The sequence below is a fragment of the Lutibacter sp. Hel_I_33_5 genome (assembly GCF_007827455.1).
Lineage (GTDB): Bacteria > Bacteroidota > Bacteroidia > Flavobacteriales > Flavobacteriaceae > Polaribacter.
The window spans coordinates 1,739,581-1,760,192 of record NZ_VISM01000001.1 but is presented as its reverse complement, the minus strand read 5'-3'; the positions used below and the strand labels follow the sequence as shown (position 1 = coordinate 1,760,192).

General features: G+C 27.8%; 17 protein-coding genes. 11 read left to right on the top strand and 6 right to left on the bottom strand.

Annotated features, from left to right (window positions below):
* Nucleotides 1-78 precede the first annotated feature (78 nt).
* From OD91_RS07780 to OD91_RS07760, 5 genes are all read left to right on the top strand, one after another.
* Nucleotides 79-894 (top strand): glycogen/starch synthase, encoded by an 816-nt coding sequence (locus tag OD91_RS07780; protein ID WP_144895821.1) that lies wholly within the window; start codon nucleotides 79-81, stop codon nucleotides 892-894.
* A 6-nt stretch (nucleotides 895-900) separates the two neighbouring features.
* A complete protein-coding gene (locus OD91_RS07775; protein ID WP_144895820.1) occupies nucleotides 901-2,466 on the top strand; it encodes a DUF4270 family protein in 1,566 nt (521 codons plus the stop codon).
* A 14-nt stretch (nucleotides 2,467-2,480) separates the two neighbouring features.
* On the top strand, nucleotides 2,481-4,337 hold the full coding sequence (gene glmS / locus OD91_RS07770) for a glutamine--fructose-6-phosphate transaminase (isomerizing) (protein ID WP_144895819.1): 1,857 nt from the start codon (nucleotides 2,481-2,483) through the stop codon (nucleotides 4,335-4,337).
* A 134-nt stretch (nucleotides 4,338-4,471) separates the two neighbouring features.
* Entirely contained in the window at nucleotides 4,472-4,657 is a 186-nt protein-coding gene (locus OD91_RS07765; protein ID WP_144895818.1) for a hypothetical protein, read from the top strand.
* 146 nt (nucleotides 4,658-4,803) lie between these two features.
* The gene (locus tag OD91_RS07760; protein WP_144895817.1) at nucleotides 4,804-5,370 is read left to right on the top strand and encodes a helix-turn-helix domain-containing protein; all 567 of its coding nucleotides are present in this window, start codon (nucleotides 4,804-4,806) and stop codon (nucleotides 5,368-5,370) included.
* A 115-nt stretch (nucleotides 5,371-5,485) separates the two neighbouring features.
* On the opposite strand, the gene OD91_RS07755 is transcribed toward OD91_RS07760, so the two are convergent.
* Both OD91_RS07755 and OD91_RS07750 read right to left on the bottom strand, forming a co-directional pair.
* Entirely contained in the window at nucleotides 5,486-6,094 is a 609-nt protein-coding gene (locus OD91_RS07755; protein ID WP_144895816.1) for an NAD(P)/FAD-dependent oxidoreductase, read from the bottom strand.
* Nucleotides 6,094-6,675, bottom strand: a complete 582-nt coding sequence (locus tag OD91_RS07750) for a MarC family protein (RefSeq protein WP_144895815.1) — start codon at nucleotides 6,673-6,675, stop codon at nucleotides 6,094-6,096. The genes OD91_RS07755 and OD91_RS07750 overlap by 1 nt, the downstream gene beginning before the upstream one ends.
* 85 nt (nucleotides 6,676-6,760) lie before the next feature.
* Here OD91_RS07750 and OD91_RS07745 point away from each other — a divergent pair, with 85 nt between their 5' ends.
* On the top strand, nucleotides 6,761-7,342 hold the full coding sequence (locus OD91_RS07745; protein WP_144895814.1) for a DUF3109 family protein: 582 nt from the start codon (nucleotides 6,761-6,763) through the stop codon (nucleotides 7,340-7,342).
* Here the strand turns inward: OD91_RS07745 and OD91_RS07740 are convergent.
* The gene (locus tag OD91_RS07740) at nucleotides 7,322-8,782 is read right to left on the bottom strand and encodes a sensor histidine kinase (RefSeq protein WP_144895813.1); all 1,461 of its coding nucleotides are present in this window, start codon (nucleotides 8,780-8,782) and stop codon (nucleotides 7,322-7,324) included. The genes OD91_RS07745 and OD91_RS07740 overlap by 21 nt on opposite strands.
* Nucleotides 8,783-8,796: 14 nt before the next feature.
* The gene (locus OD91_RS07735) at nucleotides 8,797-9,531 is read right to left on the bottom strand and encodes a LytTR family DNA-binding domain-containing protein (protein ID WP_144895812.1); all 735 of its coding nucleotides are present in this window, start codon (nucleotides 9,529-9,531) and stop codon (nucleotides 8,797-8,799) included.
* A 233-nt stretch (nucleotides 9,532-9,764) separates the two neighbouring features.
* Here OD91_RS07735 and OD91_RS07730 point away from each other — a divergent pair, with 233 nt between their 5' ends.
* The 5 genes from OD91_RS07730 to OD91_RS07710 all read left to right on the top strand — a co-directional run bounded on the left by OD91_RS07730 (nucleotide 9,765) and on the right by OD91_RS07710 (nucleotide 19,365).
* Entirely contained in the window at nucleotides 9,765-11,174 is a 1,410-nt protein-coding gene (locus OD91_RS07730) for a hypothetical protein (protein ID WP_144895811.1), read from the top strand.
* A 14-nt stretch (nucleotides 11,175-11,188) separates the two neighbouring features.
* Nucleotides 11,189-11,767 (top strand): hypothetical protein, encoded by a 579-nt coding sequence (locus OD91_RS07725; RefSeq protein ID WP_144895810.1) that lies wholly within the window; start codon nucleotides 11,189-11,191, stop codon nucleotides 11,765-11,767.
* A gap of 5 nt (nucleotides 11,768-11,772) precedes the next feature.
* Entirely contained in the window at nucleotides 11,773-12,258 is a 486-nt protein-coding gene (locus OD91_RS07720; protein WP_144895809.1) for a hypothetical protein, read from the top strand.
* A 6-nt stretch (nucleotides 12,259-12,264) separates the two neighbouring features.
* Nucleotides 12,265-16,455, top strand: coding sequence for a leucine-rich repeat protein (locus OD91_RS07715; protein WP_144895808.1), 4,191 nt, complete (start codon nucleotides 12,265-12,267; stop codon nucleotides 16,453-16,455).
* A gap of 111 nt (nucleotides 16,456-16,566) precedes the next feature.
* Nucleotides 16,567-19,365: a CHAT domain-containing protein gene (locus OD91_RS07710; protein ID WP_144895807.1), complete on the top strand. Its 2,799-nt coding sequence runs from the start codon at nucleotides 16,567-16,569 to the stop codon at nucleotides 19,363-19,365.
* Here the strand turns inward: OD91_RS07710 and OD91_RS07705 are convergent.
* Both OD91_RS07705 and OD91_RS07700 read right to left on the bottom strand, forming a co-directional pair.
* The gene (locus OD91_RS07705) at nucleotides 19,345-19,968 is read right to left on the bottom strand and encodes a tetratricopeptide repeat protein (protein ID WP_144895806.1); all 624 of its coding nucleotides are present in this window, start codon (nucleotides 19,966-19,968) and stop codon (nucleotides 19,345-19,347) included. The genes OD91_RS07710 and OD91_RS07705 overlap by 21 nt on opposite strands.
* A gap of 1 nt (nucleotide 19,969) precedes the next feature.
* Complete coding sequence (locus OD91_RS07700; RefSeq protein ID WP_144895805.1) at nucleotides 19,970-20,518, bottom strand: RNA polymerase sigma factor; 549 nt, start codon at nucleotides 20,516-20,518, stop codon at nucleotides 19,970-19,972.
* Nucleotides 20,519-20,612: the final 94 nt, after the last annotated feature.

Below are 20,612 nucleotides of genomic sequence, written 5' to 3'. Positions count from 1 at the left end.
TGATGCAAACTTACTATTTTAACAGGATATTAGCATATTAATTCGTACTTTTGCACATCTGAATAAAAGGGTGATTTAATGAAAGATAAGAGAATATTATATGTTTCCTCAGAAGTTGTGCCTTATGTGCCAGAAACTGAGGTTTCATCAACAGCATTTAATTCTGCAAAAAACGCACATTCAAACGGAGTTCAAACTAGAATTTTTATGCCTCGTTATGGTGTAATTAATGAAAGAAGACATCAACTTCACGAAGTAATTCGTTTATCAGGTATGAATTTGATAATCAACGACATGGATATGCCTTTGATTATTAAAGTTGCTTCTATTCCTAAAGAAAGAATGCAAGTTTATTTTATTGATAATGATGAGTATTTTAAGCGTAAAGCGGTTTTTACTGATGAAGATGATCAATTATTTGAAGATAATGATGAACGTGCAATTTTCTTTGCAAAAGGAGTTGTAGAAACGGTAAAAAAATTAAACTGGGCGCCAGATATTATTCATGTTCACGGATGGATGGCAAGTTTATTACCATTATATCTTAAAGAATTTTATAATGAAGAACCATTATTTTCTGAAAGTAAAATTGTAACATCAATTTACAATGCAGGTTTTGAAGGTTCTTTAAATGCTGGGTTAACAGACAAAATAATGTTTGATAAAATTGCGGAGGATAAAATAGAATTATTAAAAACACCAAACCATACGGCTATTTTAAAAAGCGCGATAGAAAATTCTGACGCAATTATTAATGGTAGCGAAGAACTTCCAGAAGAAATTTCAGCGTTTATTCAGGATCAGGATATCCCGGTTTTAGAATATAAACCTGAAGAAGAACAAAAATCATATTTAAATTTTTATGCTGATTTAATTTCAGTAGCACAAGACTAGAGTTTTATGTTAAAAAACATTGTTAAAAAGGCAACTTTTGTAGGTGTATTTGCTTTTGTTTTTATGGGTGTAATTTCTTGCGAAGAAGATTTTACAGACATTGGTACAAGTATTATAAACAACACCGAATTTTCTACTCACGATACTATTTTAGAAGTAGAAGTCTCAGGTTCTGATATAGATTTTGTTAGAGCAGACGGGATAACATTGCAAAATGGAATATTAGGTCAGTATTTACTTGGTGTTTATAATAATGCGAATTATGAAAAAATAGAAGCATCTATTGTTTCTCAATTAGCTATAAATACTGGATATAGATTAATTCAAGATAGTTATACAAATAAAGCTGATACTTCGGTTTTTACTAGTATCGATTCGGCAATTCTAAGAATACCATACCAGTCTACTTTAAAAGTTGCTGCAACAAATGATTACTTTTTAGATTCAATTATCGGAAATCAAACACTTCCTTTCGATTTTAATGTTTATCAAACTAGCACATTTTTAAATAGTTTAAATCCTACGGATCCAAGTAAAACAAATGTTTTTAATTCTGATGCAGTATATGATAAGGTTGGTACGCAATTAAATAGCACACAAAATTATCAATTTATACCTAATAAAAGTGATACAGTTTTTTATTTGAATAGAACATTAAAGGACGGCTCTAAATTTATTGACACTATCAGAATATCTAATAATAGACCTTTTGCTAGAATTCCGTTATCAAAACAAAAGATTAAAGCATTATTTTTAGATAAATATCAAGGAGCAGAATTTGCAACTCAAGAAAATTTTAACGACTATTTTAGAGGAATTATTTTAGAAGCAAAAGGATCTAATGGATCGTTATTGTCATTAAATTTAAATGGAGTTGATAATTCTTCAATTGAAGTATATTACACAAATACAGTTACTAAAACATCTACAAACAAAGTTATTGATACGGTGCTAAAAAACGATTCTTTTGCATTATCTGGGATTAGAAATAACATCTATAAAATGTCTTCTAATAATTCACCAAATAGTAGTCAAGTTGTTGTTCAAGGTGCTGCTGGTTCGGATGCCGAAGTTAAAATATTATTAGGGAATCAATTAGAACAATTAAGAGCAAAAAACTGGTTAATTAATGATGCTTCTTTAACATTATATGTAGATCAAAATACAGTAGGGTTTGATACGATTTCTACACCTTTTAAATTATTCTTACAAAAGAAGAATATTGTAAATAATACGATTAAATATTCTCAAGTAAAAGATTTACTTTCTGAAGGGTTGAGTACTTATGGAGGTTTATTAGAATCATCAAGTGATAATAAACCAAATAAATATAATTTTAGAATAACAGATTATATTTCTGATTTATTGAATGGAAATACTACTTATAATCCGACTTTATCTGTAAAAGTATTTAATAACCCAACAGATTTGCCAACTTCAAGAGCAATTAGTGATTCACTTGTAAGAAACTTTAGTTGGAACCCAAAAGCAGTAATGTTATTAAATCATTTACCAAGTAACGGAACAAGAAAAGCGCAATTAAAAATTTCTTATACTAAGAAAAAGAATTAAAAAAATCATTATTTATGTGTGGAATAACTGGTTATATAGGCTATAGAGAAGCGTATCCTATTGTAATTAATGGCCTTAAAAGACTAGAATATAGAGGTTATGATAGTGCAGGAATTATGATGTATGATGGTGAAGAAATGCACCTTTCTAAAACAAAAGGTAAAGTTTCTGATCTTGAAATTATTACCGATAGAGATGAAAAAAGAAAAAGAGGAACAATCGGAATTGGTCATACTAGATGGGCTACTCACGGAATTCCTAATGATATCAATTCTCACCCACATTTTTCAAATTCAGGAGAATTAGTCGTAGTTCATAATGGAATCATAGAAAATTATGATACCATTAAAAAAGAATTAGTAAAAAGAGGCTATATTTTTAAAAGTGATACTGATACAGAAGTATTAGTTAACTTAATTCAGGAAGTAAAAAAGAAGGAAGGATGTAAGTTAGGTAAAGCAGTACAGCTAGCCTTGACACAAGTTGTTGGTGCGTATGCAATTGCCGTTTTTGATAAAACAAAACCTAACGAATTAGTTGTTGCAAGATTAGGAAGTCCGATTGCAATTGGTGTAGGAAAAGAAAATAAAGAGTTTTTTGTAGCTTCTGATGCTTCTCCTTTTATAGAATATACTAAGGATGCTATTTATTTAGAAGATGAAGAGTTAGCAATTATTAAGGTAGGCAAAGGTATCAAGGTTCGTAAAATTATGGATGATTCTATGGTTGATACAAATGTTCAGCAACTTAAAATGAATCTTGAGCAAATTGAAAAAGGTGGTTATGATCACTTTATGCTAAAAGAAATTCATGAACAACCAAAGGCAATAACAGATACCTATAGGGGAAGAATTCTTGCAAATGAAGGCATTATTAAAATGTCAAGTATAGACGATAATCTACCGAGATTTTTAAATGCTGACAGAATAATAATTGTTGCATGCGGAACTTCTTGGCATGCGGGTTTGGTTGGAGAATATCTCTTTGAAGATCTTGCTAGAATTCCTGTTGAAGTAGAATATGCTTCTGAGTTTAGATATAGAAACCCAATTATTACCACTAAAGATATTGTAATTGCAATTTCTCAATCAGGAGAAACTGCCGATACTTTAGCAGCTATTAAATTAGCAAAATCTAAGGGAGCATTTGTTTATGGTGTTTGTAATGTTGTAGGTTCTTCTATTGCTAGGGAAACTCATTCTGGGGCTTATACGCATGCAGGCCCAGAAATCGGAGTAGCATCAACAAAAGCATTTACAACACAAATAACGGTACTTTCTTTAATAGCATTAAAGTTAGGAAGGGAAAAAGGTGTTTTATCAAAACCAGCATTTCAAAAATATCTACAAACCTTACAATTGATTCCTAAACAAGTTGAAAAGCTATTAGAAATTGATGATCAGGTAAAATATATTGCTTCTGTTTATAAAGATGCAACAAACTGTTTATATTTAGGAAGAGGCTTTAACTTTCCTGTTGCCTTAGAAGGTGCTTTAAAGTTAAAAGAAATATCTTATATCCATGCAGAAGGATATCCAGCAGCTGAAATGAAACATGGTCCTATTGCATTAATCGATGAGAATATGCCAATCTTTGTAATTGCAACAAATAAAGGGCATTACGAAAAAGTTGTAAGTAATATTCAGGAAATAAAATCTAGAGCTGGAAAAATTATTGCAATTGTAACAGAAGGAGATACTCAAGTTAAAGAAATTGCTGATCATGTAATTGAAATTCCAGAAACGGAAGAAGCGTTTACACCTTTATTAACAACAATTCCTTTTCAATTATTATCCTATCACATTGCAGTAATGTTAGATAAAAATGTTGATCAACCTAGAAACTTAGCAAAATCGGTTACAGTGGAGTAGTTACTCGTAACAATTCATCTTACCCCTATAAACTACTCGTAACATTCTCAATATCAATTAGAACTACTCACTTGTAGACTTCTGTTATAGTGATTACCAATAGTTTTTATTTGACAAAATAAGAGGTTTAAAGCATGATTTTCTTATCCCATAGGTTATCTAAAATACTTAACGAAGAGGGGTTAAAAACAACTCGTGGTAATGTGTTTAAAAACAACCACGTTTTTAGTATATACAAGAAAGATTTAATTCGTGAAGAACGAATGAATAGAGAAGATATCGTAGAGGTTTCTATTCCAATTGTTGAAGTGTTAGACTAGTAATGATGATGAGAGAAAATAATATGTAGAAGGGTTAGAGAACCAACCTTTGGTTTCCTCCTCTGAATTTGTAAATTATATAAAATGACGTCTACATGACGGTTTATTTTTTTTTGAATTGAAGTAATTTGAAGTAATTTTGAGAGATGAAATTAAGTACACGAATTAAAGAATTGAGAAAAAAGAAAGGTTTAACACAACTTGACCTTTCCGAGAATTCAGGGTTATCATTAAGAACAATTCAAAGAATTGAAAATGATGAGGTAAAACCTTCAGTTTATTCATTAAAAAAAATTGGTGAAGTACTTAACAAAGACTTTAATCTTAAAAACCATACGATTATGAGAAACATTTTTGAAAAGGAAAATAGAAATTACTTAATCTTTCTATTCGGACTAATTTCTTTGTCTATTGGAGGGTATTTTTATTTTTCAAATGAATTAGAAGACTATGTTGACATTGTTGATTTAAAAATTGAGTCTGATAATATTGAAGATTTTGTTCCGTTTCAATGGGATGGATATAAAGAGATTGTTAGTTTAGATTCAGATAAAGAAATTGTGATAAGACTGATATATTCTAACAAAGATTCGGCTTCCTCAAAGAGGTTGAAGAAGTTTGACATTAAATATACCTTGACAGAAAATAGTTTTGGGGAAGATATAAGAACAATTGATAATCAACTACAAAAGTTGACCTCAATAAAATTTTAATAAAAGAAATAAGGGGTAAGGTGAATGGTCATTATAGATTAATCGGTTACTGTAGAGTAATTTATTTTGACTTCATATAAAACAAAAAATCCAGCTATATAGCTGGATTTTTTAGTTAGATTTTATCATGAACTTTAGTATGATTTCCATCATTCCAAAGTGTTAGAATATCGGTAGCAACACTTGCACCACTTCCTGAAGCTATTGCAAATTGACTTCGCCAACCCGCAATTGTTCCACAACAATACAATCCACTTTTTATAAAATGATCCTTATTTATTAATTGAACTCTATCCTTTTTTTGGCTCGCTTTTTTATGAGGCTCTAGATAATCATCTAAGCCTTTTATGGTAAAAGGTTTCGCGTAATTTAAAGCTAAAACTGCTATTTTAGTAAAGTATACATTTTTATTAGTAGTGATTATAAAACCTTCGTTTTTATCTTCAATAACAAGTACTTTTTCTTTTTCTATTTGATTAATATGCGGATACATTTCTAAAAGTTGTTCTTTTCCTTCTGTCAAAATATCACCTCCTAAAGTTCCTGGATTTAATCCTAAAACATTATTAAAAAGTGCATTTTGGAGTTGAGAAGCTCTTTGATGCGTAATAATTCCAATCTTTTTTTCAATGGCAAAGGTTTTATTTTTTGCAGAACCTAAAACTAAAGCACATTGCATACCCGAAACTCCACCACCAATAATTAAAACATCAAATTCTTGCATTAAAATAATTCTTTAATATTTGCTGCAAATAGTTTTACAGCTATAGCTAAAAGTATGACACCAAATATTTTACGAATTATCTGAATTCCGTTTGCACCAATTAATCGTTCAATTTTTGAAGATGTTTTTAAAACTATATATAAGAAAACAACGTTTAAAAGCACAGCTATAATAATATTTTCGATAGCAAACTCTGCTCGTAAAGACAGTAATGTGGTTAAGCTTCCAGGTCCAGCAATTAAAGGGAAAGCCAAAGGGAAAACAGTAGTTGTAACTGAGGCAGTATTTTCATCATCTTTATATAATGTAATCCCTAAAATCATTTCTAAAGCAATAAAGAATAATATAAATGCACCCGCTACAGCAAACGAATACACATCTATACCAATTAAATTTAATAGACTTTTTCCTAAAAACAAGAAAACAATCATAATAATACCAGCAATCAATGATGCTTTTTCAGATTGAATATGCCCTGATTTTTTACGTAAATCTATAATAATTGGGATATTTCCAATAATATCAATCACTGCAAAAAGTACCATAAATGCAGTAATAATTTCTTTAAAATTAAAGTTCATTTTTTAATGTTTTAGATTACAAAATTAGCGAACTAACTTTATGCTTTTGTAAATATAACGAAAAAAATATGTGTATTTTTGTGGCATGTTTCAACTAGGAAAAACTATTGTTTCTGAAGATATTATTGAGAAAGATTTTGTCTGTAATATATCCGCTTGTAAAGGAGCCTGCTGTGTTGATGGTGAAGCTGGAGCGCCTTTAGAGAAAGAAGAAACCAAAATTTTAGAAGAAATTTATCCGAAGATAAAACCTTTTTTACGTAAAGAAGGTATTGACGTTATTGAAAAAGAAGGTGTTTGGGTTACTAGTGAATGGGGAGAACTTGAAACTCCGTTAATTAATAATGCAGATTGTGCATATGTTATTTTTGACGAAAATAAGACAGCACTTTGCGGTATTGAAGAAGCATATAATCAAGGAGAAATTGATTGGAAAAAGCCTCTTTCATGTCATTTATATCCAGTTCGTGTAAAAGATTATTCTGAGTTTTCTGCGGTAAATTATCATAAATGGGAAATTTGTGATGATGCTTGTTCTTTAGGTAAAGAATTGCAAGTGCCCGTATATAAATTTGTGAAACAAGCGTTAGTTAGAAAGTTTGGACAACATTGGTATGATGAACTAGAAAAAGTAGCTGAAAAGCATTTAAATCAAAGGAATTCTTAATATTACTTTAGTTCCAAATTCATTTTCTTCTTCTACATCTTCATATTCTATAGAATATTTATTTTTAAACGAAGTTGTAAAGTTTTCTAATCGTTCCTTTGTTAAATTTATCCCTACCGATTTTCTTTGAATAGATTTACTTTTATTAATTTTTTGGGATGCTTTTCTACCCACTCCGTTATCAATAATTAAAATTTCTAAAAACCTATTATTCGGTTGATTTATAATTAACCTGATTTTTTTATTTCCTTTCTTAGAAGATAAACCATGCCAAATCGAGTTTTCTAAAAACGGTTGTAAAATAAGCGGCGGAACTTTAATAGCACATGTATTAGAATCTGCATTATTTTCTATGGTAAAATCAATTTGATTAGAAAAACGAATGTTTTCTATGGTAACATACAAATTTATGGTCTCTAATTCCTCTTCTAAAGTAATTTCTTTAGTTGCTGTGGCTTCTAGAATCTTACGAATTAACTTTGAAAATTTTGTAAGATAATGAGCAGCCAATTTAGGATCATTATCTACAATATATTGTTTGATAGAGTTTAACGCATTAAAAATAAAATGCGGATTCATTTGAGATCTTAAGGTCTCTAATTTTAAATCTTCTATTTGTTTTTTTAATGTAATTTGTTGGTTTAGCGCATCAATTTTTTCTTGTAATTGTAGATTTACTTTTTCTTTTAAATGTTCGTTTTCTTGCAATTTTAAAACGAGTTTAGAATTTGCTGTGTTCTTTTCTTGTATAATTAATTTATGTCTTTGTCCTAATCCTAAAGAAAAAAACATGTTTTCTATAATTACACCAGAATAAAAAATTAAAAACCCTATTTCTGGGTTGTCTATAATTTTAACATCATGAATTAAAATTATTAAAATTGATGAAATAAATAATACTAAAGAACCTATTAAAATATAATATTTTGCTTTCTCTTTTACCTTAATAAGTAAACCAAAAGAATATAATGTTAGCGTAACAATTATTGGAATGTATATAAATAAATAGGCAGAATCTAGTAAGTCTGTATTTTTTTGAAATAATCCATAAACGACAGAAAATAGAGCAACAAATATTAAACTAAAAAGTAAATAACTAATGACTTTTGTATGTTTTGGAAAGTGTTTTTTGAAATTCAAAAAACGAAAAACAAAGAAAAAATATACAATATTATATAACCAAACCCAAAACTGATGTGTTAACTCAAAAAAGGGTTTTATGGGTGAAGTTAAGTTGTCTAAAAAATCATTTTTTGTTTCAGTGAAATAGGCTAAAAAGATTAATAACGTATAGGTTGCATAATAAATATAAGCCTTGTTTTTATTCTGAAAAAAAAGAATAAAATTATAGATGGTTAAAATAAATACGATTCCAAGAGTAAAGAGTAGAAAACCGTTTTCATGTGTAGAGGAAAGTAGAAAATTTTTAAAATTTGACATCAATTATATTAACATTAAAACTTTTCTAATAGTTCAGATTTACGCTGTCTAGAAACAGGTATTTTATGATTGTTCTCTAGAATTACATACCCATCGGTTTTTATAAATTCTTTTATTTTATTTAGGTTGATGATGTAAGAATTATGGATTCTAAAAAACGCTTTTTCTGGCAATATTTTACTTACTTCTTTCAATTGTTTTGTTAAGACAATTTTTTTATTATTTTGAAGATGAAGCGTACTATAATTACCATCCGAAACTGCAAATAGAATATCATCTTGTTCTAAAAATAGTAATTTTCCATCAGTACTAATAGTAATTTTTTTATGCGTTTTATTTTCATTAAATTCTAAAAGAAAACGTTCAAATTTTTCTGGATTAAAGTTTCTTAATCGATGTTTTTTTATTTTTTCGATTGCTTTTTCTAAATCTTCAGCATCAATAGGTTTTAATAAATAATCGATAGCTTCATTTTTTAAAGCTTTAATTGCATACTCATTATATGCTGTTGTAAAAACGACTGCAAAATCTTTTCTCTCCAATTTTTCTAATAATTGAAAACCATCCATAGTAGGCATTTCAATATCTAAAAATAAACAGTCTATTTCTGTATCCTTTAAATATAACAAAGCTTTTTCGGGTTCAGAAAAAGTAGCAACAACTTCTATTTCTTTATTAAAGTTAGATAATTCCCAAGAAAAACTCTGAATCGCCTTTGGCTCATCATCTACAATAACAGCTTTTAACATAGAAAAATTTGGTTTTTAGTTGTGTAATCAAAAATACTATTTAAAAGTCTTTATTCATAAAATGATGTATAGAATGATAAAAACAGCGTATAAATAACTTGTTTTAAGGTGTTTTTGGACTTGTATATTCAATTTACCATTTATACAAAATTTAGTACCAACTATACAAAATCATATAAAAAAATGATGATTAATGTTCAAATTTGATATTGTAATTAAATATGATACCCAACATGAAAACAAAAAAACTTAGTATTCTTTTAGTGCTTGCTATTGGAATAAATTCTAATGTCAATGCACAATTTTGGAAAAAATTAAAGAAGAAGGTTCAAGAAAAAGTTGAGCAGAAAGTAGAAGAAAAAGTTAATAAAACTACAGATAGTACTTTAAACAAGGTTTTTGATAAAAAGAAAACTAAAGAGAAATCAAGTGAAAAAACTGAAGAATCAGCAATCAAAGATAAATCACATTTTAAAAATTTTGGTTTTGCTTCGATAAATCATTCAGTTAAATATGGAACAGTAACTTCCAATAAATTAACACAAACCAAAGTCAATAAAACAGGAAATAAATTTCAATTTATAGGATATTGGAACACAACCGGAATTGATGTTTTTGATGGTTATAATTTAATTATTAAAAACGGAATTAATATCGAAAAATTAAACGAAAAAAGAACGTTTAAAATTCCAGAAGAAGCGATACTAAGAGTAGGTTATGACCCTATAAAACAAACTGAAAGAGAGTCTTCTGGAGAGGGGCAAAGTTATAGTATAGAAAAAGGAACAGTAAGTGTAACTTTTAATAAAGATCAAAATGTTTCTATCAATTTTAATGGTAGCGCAACATTAACAAAAGCTGTTAAAAAATCAACCGGGATAGATGAATATGACTATATAAAAACTCCCGTAGAAATAAGCGGAATGGTAAGCACTACAAGTCCAATTTTTACAATGAGTAGAGAAAGAAAAGAAGCTAATAAGAATACTCAAAACACAAATTTAAGTGAAAGTGATAAAGCATTTATTAAAGGAAAAATTTCTCCAACAGTAAATATTCCTGGTTCATTTTCTTTCAATAAAAGTATTGAATTAGAATTTACAGATAATAGAGGCGATAAACATCCGATGGAATTTCTGCTAGGAAACTATCCAGATATTTATGGAATGTCTGTTGCCAGTAAAGAAATGCAAGGTCAAGGTAAAGTTGTAATGGTAATGACACCAAAATCATCTACAGCTTTTATGGATGTAGCTGGCATGAAAATGAAAAGATCTACATCTATGGATCAATTAGGAAAACAATATAACATGACAGGTAAATTACCTGAAGATGGTGATTTTGAGTATAAAAAAACTGGAAATACAAAAACAATTTTAGGATATACTTGCCATGAATACAGAGTAGATTATAACTACACAAACGAAAAGGGTTCTTCAAGTTTTTGGGTTGCAAAAAATTTTCCTATTCAAAACAAACAAATACCAATGTTGGGTATGAAATTGAACAATCCATATTTTCAAGGATTTGTTTTAGAGTTAAATGCTACTCATAAAGGGCAAAATTATGGTGTTAAAGTGATAAAAGTTTCTAATAAAAACATCACTATAAATAGTTCGGATTACAAAAAAATGGGCTTTTAAAAAGAAAGTAAATTATGAAAAAACTAATCGCATTAAGTTTTATTTGCTTTCTATTATCATCTTGTTTTGGTGATAAAAAAAGCGGTATTGGAACCGATTTTAATGACAAATCTTTTGTTGCTAAAAGTTTTAAAAATAAAGTTTCTTTTTCTGAGATAAACTCACCTTGTAATTATATAACAAAAGGAACTATCGCTAAAATGTACAACGTTGCAGAAAAAGATGTGCACCTTATCGGAAATCAAAACAGTACCGCTTGTTCAATCCGAGTTAAAATGTCTGATAATGAATTTGATTATATAACAGGCTCTATTAATATTTATGAAGAAAAAGACAAACTTGAAGATGGTTCTTCTTGGATAGATTCTTGGCAAATTCAAAAAGGAGTTTCTAAATCTGCTAAATGGATAAAAGGTTTAGGGAAAGCTGCCATGTATAAAAGTAAAAAAAGAGAATTAATTATAAAATTTACAGACTACACAATGTCTGTTACTGCTCCAGGAAGTGCTTTTAATCAGATAGAAAAAGACAAAAAAAGAGATTATAAAAGTATTGTACTAAAATTGGCAAAACAAACCCCATTATTAAAATAAAAACTATGAAAAAAATCATTTATTTATTCGTTTGCATATTTGCTATTTCTACAATAAAAGCACAAACTGTAGAAGGAAAATTAACTTTAAATGAGCGCTCTAAAACAGAAATAAAGTTGACTTCAAATTCTTTAGAAGAAGTAACGAAGCATTTAAAATCATTAAAAATTTCTTTTAAAGCGAATGAAATCGAAAAAAATCAAAAAGTAACTTTTGTTATAGTATCTGTTGTAAAAAGAAACGGAGAAACGGTAAAAAAAACAGCATTAAAAAGTACGCCTTCATTTTTCCCAGGAGATAATTTTATCGTAACAAGTTGGGACGATATGGTAACAAGTTGGGATGATATGGTAACAAGTTGGGATGATATGGTAAAAAAAGAAGGAGATTTTATTGTAGAAATTCAAGCAAACCCAAAAGATGTAAAAGGTAAGATTGCTCCAGTAAGTATCAACTTTATTTTACGAAAAAGACCAGGAAGATCAAAATAAAGCAATATGAAAGCAAAAGGAATTTTATTAATAGCATTTTTTATATCGGCTTTAAATATACAAGGACAAAGTTTTAAACTTAATGGAGTACTTTATACTGTAACTGATACATCAAAAAATCATGTATCTATCGCTTCAACTTCTTGCTTTACAGGAGATTTAACGTTGCAAAGCCCATTTGATTATGATGGTGTAACATACACAATAACCAAAATAAATGATTTTGCTTTTTCAAATTGCAATGTGTTAACTAGTATAGAAATACCAGATTCTGTTACTTCAATAGGTTCATATTCTTTTTACAACTGTACAACACTTGCAACAGTTTCTTTACCGAATTCGATTCCCAAAATAGGTGTAAATACTTTTGAAAATACAATCATTCAAGAGATTAATATTCCCAATTCTGTTACCAAAATAGAAGACAGTGCTTTTAGTGGTTGTAAATCATTAGCAAACGTAATGATACCTAATTCTTTAGAATTAATAGGGAAATACGCTTTTTACAATTGTGAGAATTTGACTAAAATAAACATTCCTGAGTCTGTTACTAGTTTAGATGTTGGTGCTTTTAGTGGAACTGGTTTAACTGAATTTACTTTTACAAATACTATTACCACAGTGGCATCAAGCTTATTTCAGAATTGTAAAAATTTAACAAGTATTACAATTCCAGATTACATAACAGAAATTCCATTTTACTTTTTAAGAGGCTGTACCAATTTAACCGAAGTTAATTTACATGAAACTATTACTAAAATTGGAAGTGGTGCTTTTAGAGATTGTGTTAATTTAGAAAGTATGGTATTGCCAGAATCTATCACTTCTTTAAGTGGAGATTTATTTAAAAATTGCACAAAATTAAAACAAGTTAATATTCCTGCTAATGTTGGATTTATTTCTAGCGGAATGTTTGAAAATTGTACATCACTAGAAAATATTACATTACCAGAAAATACCCTTAGAATTAATAATGAAGCTTTTTCTGGATGTTCTAAGCTAAAAAAAATTAATATCCCAGAGAGAGTAAATATTATTGAAAGAATGGCTTTTCAAAATTGCGAAAGTTTATCTGCTGTTATTGTAAATTGGCAAACTCCGTTAACTATTAACGCTAATGTTTTTGAAAATATCACGCTAAGTAATGTTACTTTAAAAGTTCCCGACAATACAAAAACTACTTATGAAGCAGCAGAAGTTTGGAAGACTTTTGGAACTATTACAAATGATCCAATTATAGAAACTACTAAAATTCCAGATGCAAATTTTGAGCAATATTTAATTGATGCTAATATAGATTCTGATCAAACTTTAAACGGCCGAGTACCAACTTCTGATATTGAAAACATTTCAGAATTATCACCTATAGCTAAGGGAATATCAGACTTAACAGGTATCCAAGATTTTAAATCTCTAAAAAGTTTAAAAGTAGATAGTAATAATATTACAAAAATAGATGTTACAAAAAACACGTTACTAGAAAGTCTAGATATTTCAAAGAATAAAATAGTTTCTATAGATGTTTCAAACCTATTAAAATTAAAGAGTTTTATTAGTTTTGATAATTTAATAACAAACATCAATTTTTCTGAAAATAAAGATTTAGAAACCATTAGTCTTTCAAGAAATTCAATTAAAACAATCGATGTTTCTAGTAATGAAAACTTAACAAGTTTATTAATTCAAAAAAATAATCTTACAGAATTAGATTTATTAAAAAATAAAAAGCTGAAAAATTTAACAATAAACTTTAATCAAATAAACACAATTGATTTAACTAATAATTTAGAATTAGATTATTTTGAACTTTCAGAAAACGTATTCAAAACTTTAGACGTAAGCAAAAACATTAAACTAAGAATTTTAAACCTAGATAAAAATCAATTAACTAACATAGATTTAAGTACTAATGAAAATTTATATTCTTTTTATGCAGATGATAACTCTTTAGAATATTTAAATTTAAGTAACAATCCTAAGCTGGAAATAGTTAATGCTAACAACAATAGTTTGATTGGTTTAAATATTAAGAATGGAAATAATAGTATAATTAGAGAATTTGAAGCTAAAGGTAATTCTTCTTTAACTTGTATACAGGTAGATGATTCTAATGCTTGGAATAATCGTTCAGGAGTTTTAATTGATACACACACTTCTTTTAAAGAAACTTGCCCAACGTATACAAAAATACCAGACGCAAATTTTGAAGCATATTTAGAAGCAAGAAACTTAGGAAACGGAATTGCAAATGACGGATTAGTTGAAACGGAAAAAATAAATACAAGAACATATTTAGACATTTCTGGTCAAAGCATTTCAGATATCACTGGAATAGAAGATTTTACCGAGTTAAATCATTTAGAAGCAAGAAACAATACTATTACCCAGGTCGATTTAAGTAAAAACTTAAAACTAGAAAGGTTGGTTTTAAAAAATAATCAACTTACATCTATAGATGTATCTAAAAATATAAATTTAAAAACTATTCTTGATGTTTCTAATAATCAACTACAAGAATTAGATGTTTCTTTATTAACAGAATTGAAAGATTTAATTTGTAGTGAAAATCAGATATCAGAATTAAATCTCACCAATAATAAGGAGTTATTAATAGTATCTGCTTTTGAAAATAAAATAAAAAAAATAAATGTAGATGAAAATAAAAAATTGTACTCGTTTAACTTAATCAACAATCAATTAGAAAGTGTAAGTATAAAAAACAGTAATAATCAAAATCTAAGCAGTAGTAGATTTAAAGTTTCTGGAAATCCAAATTTACATTGTGTTCAAGTAGATGATGTAGATTACAGTAACACAAACTGGACAAACAAAGATGCTCAAACAAGATTTTATACAAACTGTACAAGTTTAACTGCAATACCTGACACAAATTTTGAAGCGTATTTAGAACAACAAAATTTAGGAAATGGTATTGAAAATGATGGTTTTGTATTAACAGAAGCTATAAGTTCACTTTCAATTTTAAATTTATCACATAAAAATATAGCTAGTCTTTCAGGTATTCAAGATTTTATTAACCTTAAAACTTTATCAGCTTATAATAATAGTCTTGTACAAGTAGATTTAAGTAAAAATACTAAGTTAGACAATATAAATTTTGGGAGAAATCAATTATCATCTATAGATCTTTCAAATAACCTAAGTTTAACACAAGTTAATTTAGGAAGTAATAATCTAACTTCTATTGAGGTTCATCAATTAAAAAATTTGTGGAGCCTTAGATGCCAGAGCAATCAATTAGAAGCGTTAAATTTATACTCAAACAAGAATTTAAGAACTCTTTATTGTAATGATAATCAACTTAAAAATTTAGACCTAAGAGAGAATGCTTTTTTAGGTACATTTTGGGGAAATGATAATTTATTAGAAAGTTTAAATTTACAAAGTCAATCGACAATATCAACTGATAATTTTAATATTAAAAACAACCCAAATCTTACATGTATTGAAGTAGATAATGTTAATTATAGCCAAACAACTTGGACTAATAAAGATGCAGCAGCTTCTTTTTCTACAGATTGCGCACCAGCAAATGACGATTGTGTTAATGCGATTCCTTTAACTTTTAACCAGCAAACACCTGGAGATATTAATAGTGGTACTATAAATAACAATCCTACGTGTGCTTCTGGAAATGTAATTGCGGATGTTTGGTATACAGTTGTTGTACCACAAAGTGGAGAATTTAGTATTCAAGGAACGGCTGTTGGTGGTAATTTAAAATTTGCAATTTATCAAACCTGTAGTAGTTCAACTGCAATTGCTTGTGGTGATAATATTTCATTATCAAATTTAACTGTTGCTGCAAAATTTTATTTAAAAGTTTGGTTAGAAGGAAGCTCAGGTTCAAGAACTAGTAGTCAATCAGAAAATGGAACATTTACTATTAAAGCAAAAGAAACAGCTACTTTGTCTACTGATAATTTTATAACCGGCAACAAAGAAATAGCAGTATATCCAAATCCATCTATCAATAAAGAATTTACAGTTTTGCTTAAAAATGATTTTATAAAAACGATAGAAATATATTCTTTAAACGGAAAAAAATTGTTGCTTAAAAATGCAGATCAACAAAAAGAAATTAAAATAAACACATCAAAATTAGCTGCAGGTATTTATTATGTAAAAGTTAATGGAGAAGAGAGGAGTTATCTAAAAAAAGTTATGATTAAATAAAGCAATTGAATATGTGGGGTATCATTTTTTAATTGTTTACTACAGCGTTAGTTAATTCTAACGCTGTATTTTTTTAAAATAATTTGATATATTTATTGAAAATTGTACACCATGCGTTTATTACTTTTTCTGCTACTGATTAGTTTTCAAATTAGTGCTCAAACAATTGATACAACTTTTGTTGAAAATAATATTACTCAAGTTTTAAAACTTAAAGGAAAAGGAAAGTATAAAGAGGCGTTTACTAAAGTTTCTCAATTAGAAAATATAGTACAAAAAAAAGCTGAATCTTATTTCTTAAAAGGACGCACGATTTTTACCAAAGGAAGAGTAGAAATTGATTTAGGTAAATATGATGACGCAATAAAATCATCTAAAAAAGCTATTGAGTTTTATAAAAAAAGTAATAATACTCTAGAAGAAGCTTCTGCAATAAATTTAATTGGTGTTGCATACTATTTTAAAGGAAATTTAGACAGCACATTACTTCATTATAATAAAGCTTACCAACTTAAAAAAGTAAACAAAGCAGATAATGAACAGTTGGCAATAACATCCTATAATATTGCTATTGTTTATGAAGATTTAGGGCGTTTTAATGAAGCAATTGATCTTTATAAAACTTCTGGAGAATATCTATTAAAATCTAAAAATACAGCGTTTTTACCAGATACGTATTTAGGTATTTCTAATACATATTCTTTAAAAAGGGATTTTGACAATGCAGAAATTTATGTAGAAAAAGCATTGAATTTAGCCATTCAGAAATATGGAGAAAATTCTCCTGATATTACTTTTTTTTATATCTCTTATGCATCACATTTAAAACGAAAAAAAGAATATAAAAAAGCGTTGCAATTCATTGAAAAATGTAAAAATATAAGAGAAAAAACTTATGGAAAAAATCATCATTGGACATGTGAAGCTTATTTAAAATTAGGAGAGTTATTTTTTCTAGAAAAAGAATATAACAAAGCAGAAGAACACTTAGAAAAAAGTATTGAAATTGGTAAAAAAACAAAGAAAAACTTATACCAAGCTGCTACAAAATTATTATTAGCTGAAGTACATCAAAAACTGAATAAAGTTTCAGAAAAATCAATATCTATTGTAAAAGAATCTATGCAAATTTATAAGAAAGTGTATGGAAATAAACATGAAGAAATTGCTGAGACCTATCTAACACTTTCTAAGGTTACAAATAACTTGCAATTTGTGGATTCTGTCTTTCAATCATCAAATTATTCACCTAAAAATTTGAATAGTCTTTTAGCTCCTTTTCAAGTTTTAGAAGCCTTAGTGTTTAAAAGTAAAAAGCTTGGGGAGAAAGGAAATTTTGATGCTCAATTTAATTTAATCGATCAAAAATTAGCATTAATTAGACATATTAGAAGTGGGTTTTCTTCGGAAAAATCAAGATTGCTTTTTGGAAAAGAAATAAAAGAAATTGTAGCAGAAGATTTAGAAACTTGTTGGGTATTATTCTCTAAAACCAATAACAAAAAATATAGCGATAAAGCTTTTGAACTTTTTGAATTTAATAGAAATGCTATTTTACTTTCTGGAGTAAAAAGGAACAAGTTAAAAACTAAAATTCCAGAAGATTTTATTCAGAAAAATAAAGTGTTAATTGAGGAACGTAACAAAATTCGGTTAAACTTATATTTTGAAGAAACTGCTGATACACCTTCAATAAAAAAATTACAAGAATTATACGATTCTAGAACTCAAGTTTATGAAAAAATTGCTGCGCTAGAATATGAGATTTATAAAAAATACCCTAGTTATAAAAAAGCAATTCGTTTCCCAAAAATAACAACAATTAATGAAGCACAAAAAGTTTTAAAACAAACACAACAAATCATTTCTTATTTTGTCTCAGATGATTACATTTTTGGATTTTCAATCACAAATTCAAATTTTAGCTTTCAAAAAATAGGTGAAGTAAGTACAATAAAAAAACTAACAAAAAACCTGCAAAAAGGAATTTCAAATAGGTTGCCTATTGATGCATTTTCAAAAGAGCTTCATAAATTTTTACTAACTCCTTTTAAGGATAAAAAAGAAGAACTAATTATTATAAAAGACGCTGTTTTAAATACCATTCCTTTTGAGGTTTTAAAAGATAAAAACAATCAATATGTAATTAAAAACCATACCATAAGTTACGCAGGATCTATCAATTTGTTGTTAGAACAATTAGACAAAAAGGATGATAAATTCACAAATAATTGGATTGGTTTTTCACCTAACTATTCAGGCAATTTACAACTAAAAAATATTCATAAAGAAGTTAAATCGATTGGAAAACTAATGAGCGGAAACATATATATTAATGAAGAAGCTTCTAAGGAGAATTTTAAACTATATGGACAAAATTCTAGTATTATTCATTTAGCAATGCACACAGAAATAAATAGTGAAATACCAGAATTTAGCAACCTTAAATTTAATGATGCTAGTTTGCCAGTTTCAGAAATTTATAACACAAGTATAAATTCTCAGCTTGCAGTTTTGAGTGCTTGCGAAACGGGTTTTGGTAAAATTGAAAAAGGAGAAGGTGTTATCAATTTATCTAGAGCTTTTTTCTATGCAGGTGTACCAAGTACAATTATGAGTTTATGGAAAGTACCCGATAAAGAAACGGCTCAAATAATGACATCTTTTTACACCTATCTAAAAGATGGAAACGCTAAAAGTAAAGCTTTACAACTCGCTAAAAAAGAATATATAAACACTGTAAAAGACACAGAATTATTACATCCTTTTTATTGGGCAGGTTTTGTTTTAAACGGAAATCAAACAGCAATTGTTGAAAACACAAGTTATACTTTTTGGATATTTAGCCTTGTAATAATACTTGTTATTTTTCTTCTGTTTAAAAAGAACTTACTTCAATTTTTTAAGTAAAGTTTCAGCTTCATCTTTTTTAAATAAATCACCTGATTTTAAGTATTTATTTAGATAAAAGGTAGCTTTTTCTATATCATTTTGTTGAAGGTAAGAAAGTGCTAAATACCAAGTTACTTTTGTAGAATAAGTTGTGTTGTTTTCTAAACTTTTAGAAAAAATAGTTATTGCTTTTTTGGGTTGATTCAATTCCAATAAACAAATTCCTTGGTATAATAAATAATCAGGATTTACATCTTTCTTGTAAAGTTTTAAAAGAGTATCGTATGCTTTTTTGTAGTTGTTATTTTCATAATAAACAAAAGCAGTTGTTTTTAAATCAGTACTTGAATCTCCTCTTACAACTGGATGTATAACATTTCTATAAGGTTGATAATATTCTGCGTATAATTCTTGATTATTTAGCGAATTTCCAGCAATTAAATAATAACCGCTTAAAGAAATCAACAACGCAACAGATGCAGCAACCAACCATTTTGGAGTTCCTTTTTTTAGTGTCGATTTCTTAGAAATAGTAGCTTCTAAATCTTGTAATTCAGATTTAAGCGCTGCTCTTTCGTGATTACGAATCGCTTTTTTTACATCATTTTCAAACTCTTCCATCCTATTCCTTATTAGATAATTCTCTTAACTGTTTTAAACATCTAGATTTCTGACTTTTCACTACATTCTTATTTTCATAATTTAAGGAGGTTGCAATTTCATCAATCGAATACCCTCTATAATAAAAGAGCGATAATACTTCTTTGCATTTCTTCCCTATTTTTCCAAAAGCAATTTGTAATTTTTTTATATTTTCATTTGATGTGTCATCAGTAAAATCAGCAGCTATTTCTTTATAATTATAATCTTCTTTTTCTAAAAAATCTGATGTTACACTCTTATTATTTTTTCTGTTTTTGTCATACAACATATACTTGCCAATACTAAATAAATAGGTTTTTACAGTACATGTTAAATTATCCATTTTTCCTTCTAATGCTTGTTCTTGTAGAACAATTATCGCATCCTGATAGACATCTAAAATATCCTCTTTATTCTTAGAAAACTTATAACCAAATTCTATAAAGGCATCTCTGTTTTCTGTATACAATTCCTTTAAAGCATTTCTATCAGCTTGTTTTAAAAGTAGTATACGTTGGTTTTTGTTCATTAATGATTTAAAATGGAAAAGGTAAACAGAAATATAAAAATAAAATAAAAATGTTAACCTTTCTTTTAAAAATACATAAAGAATAAAACGATAT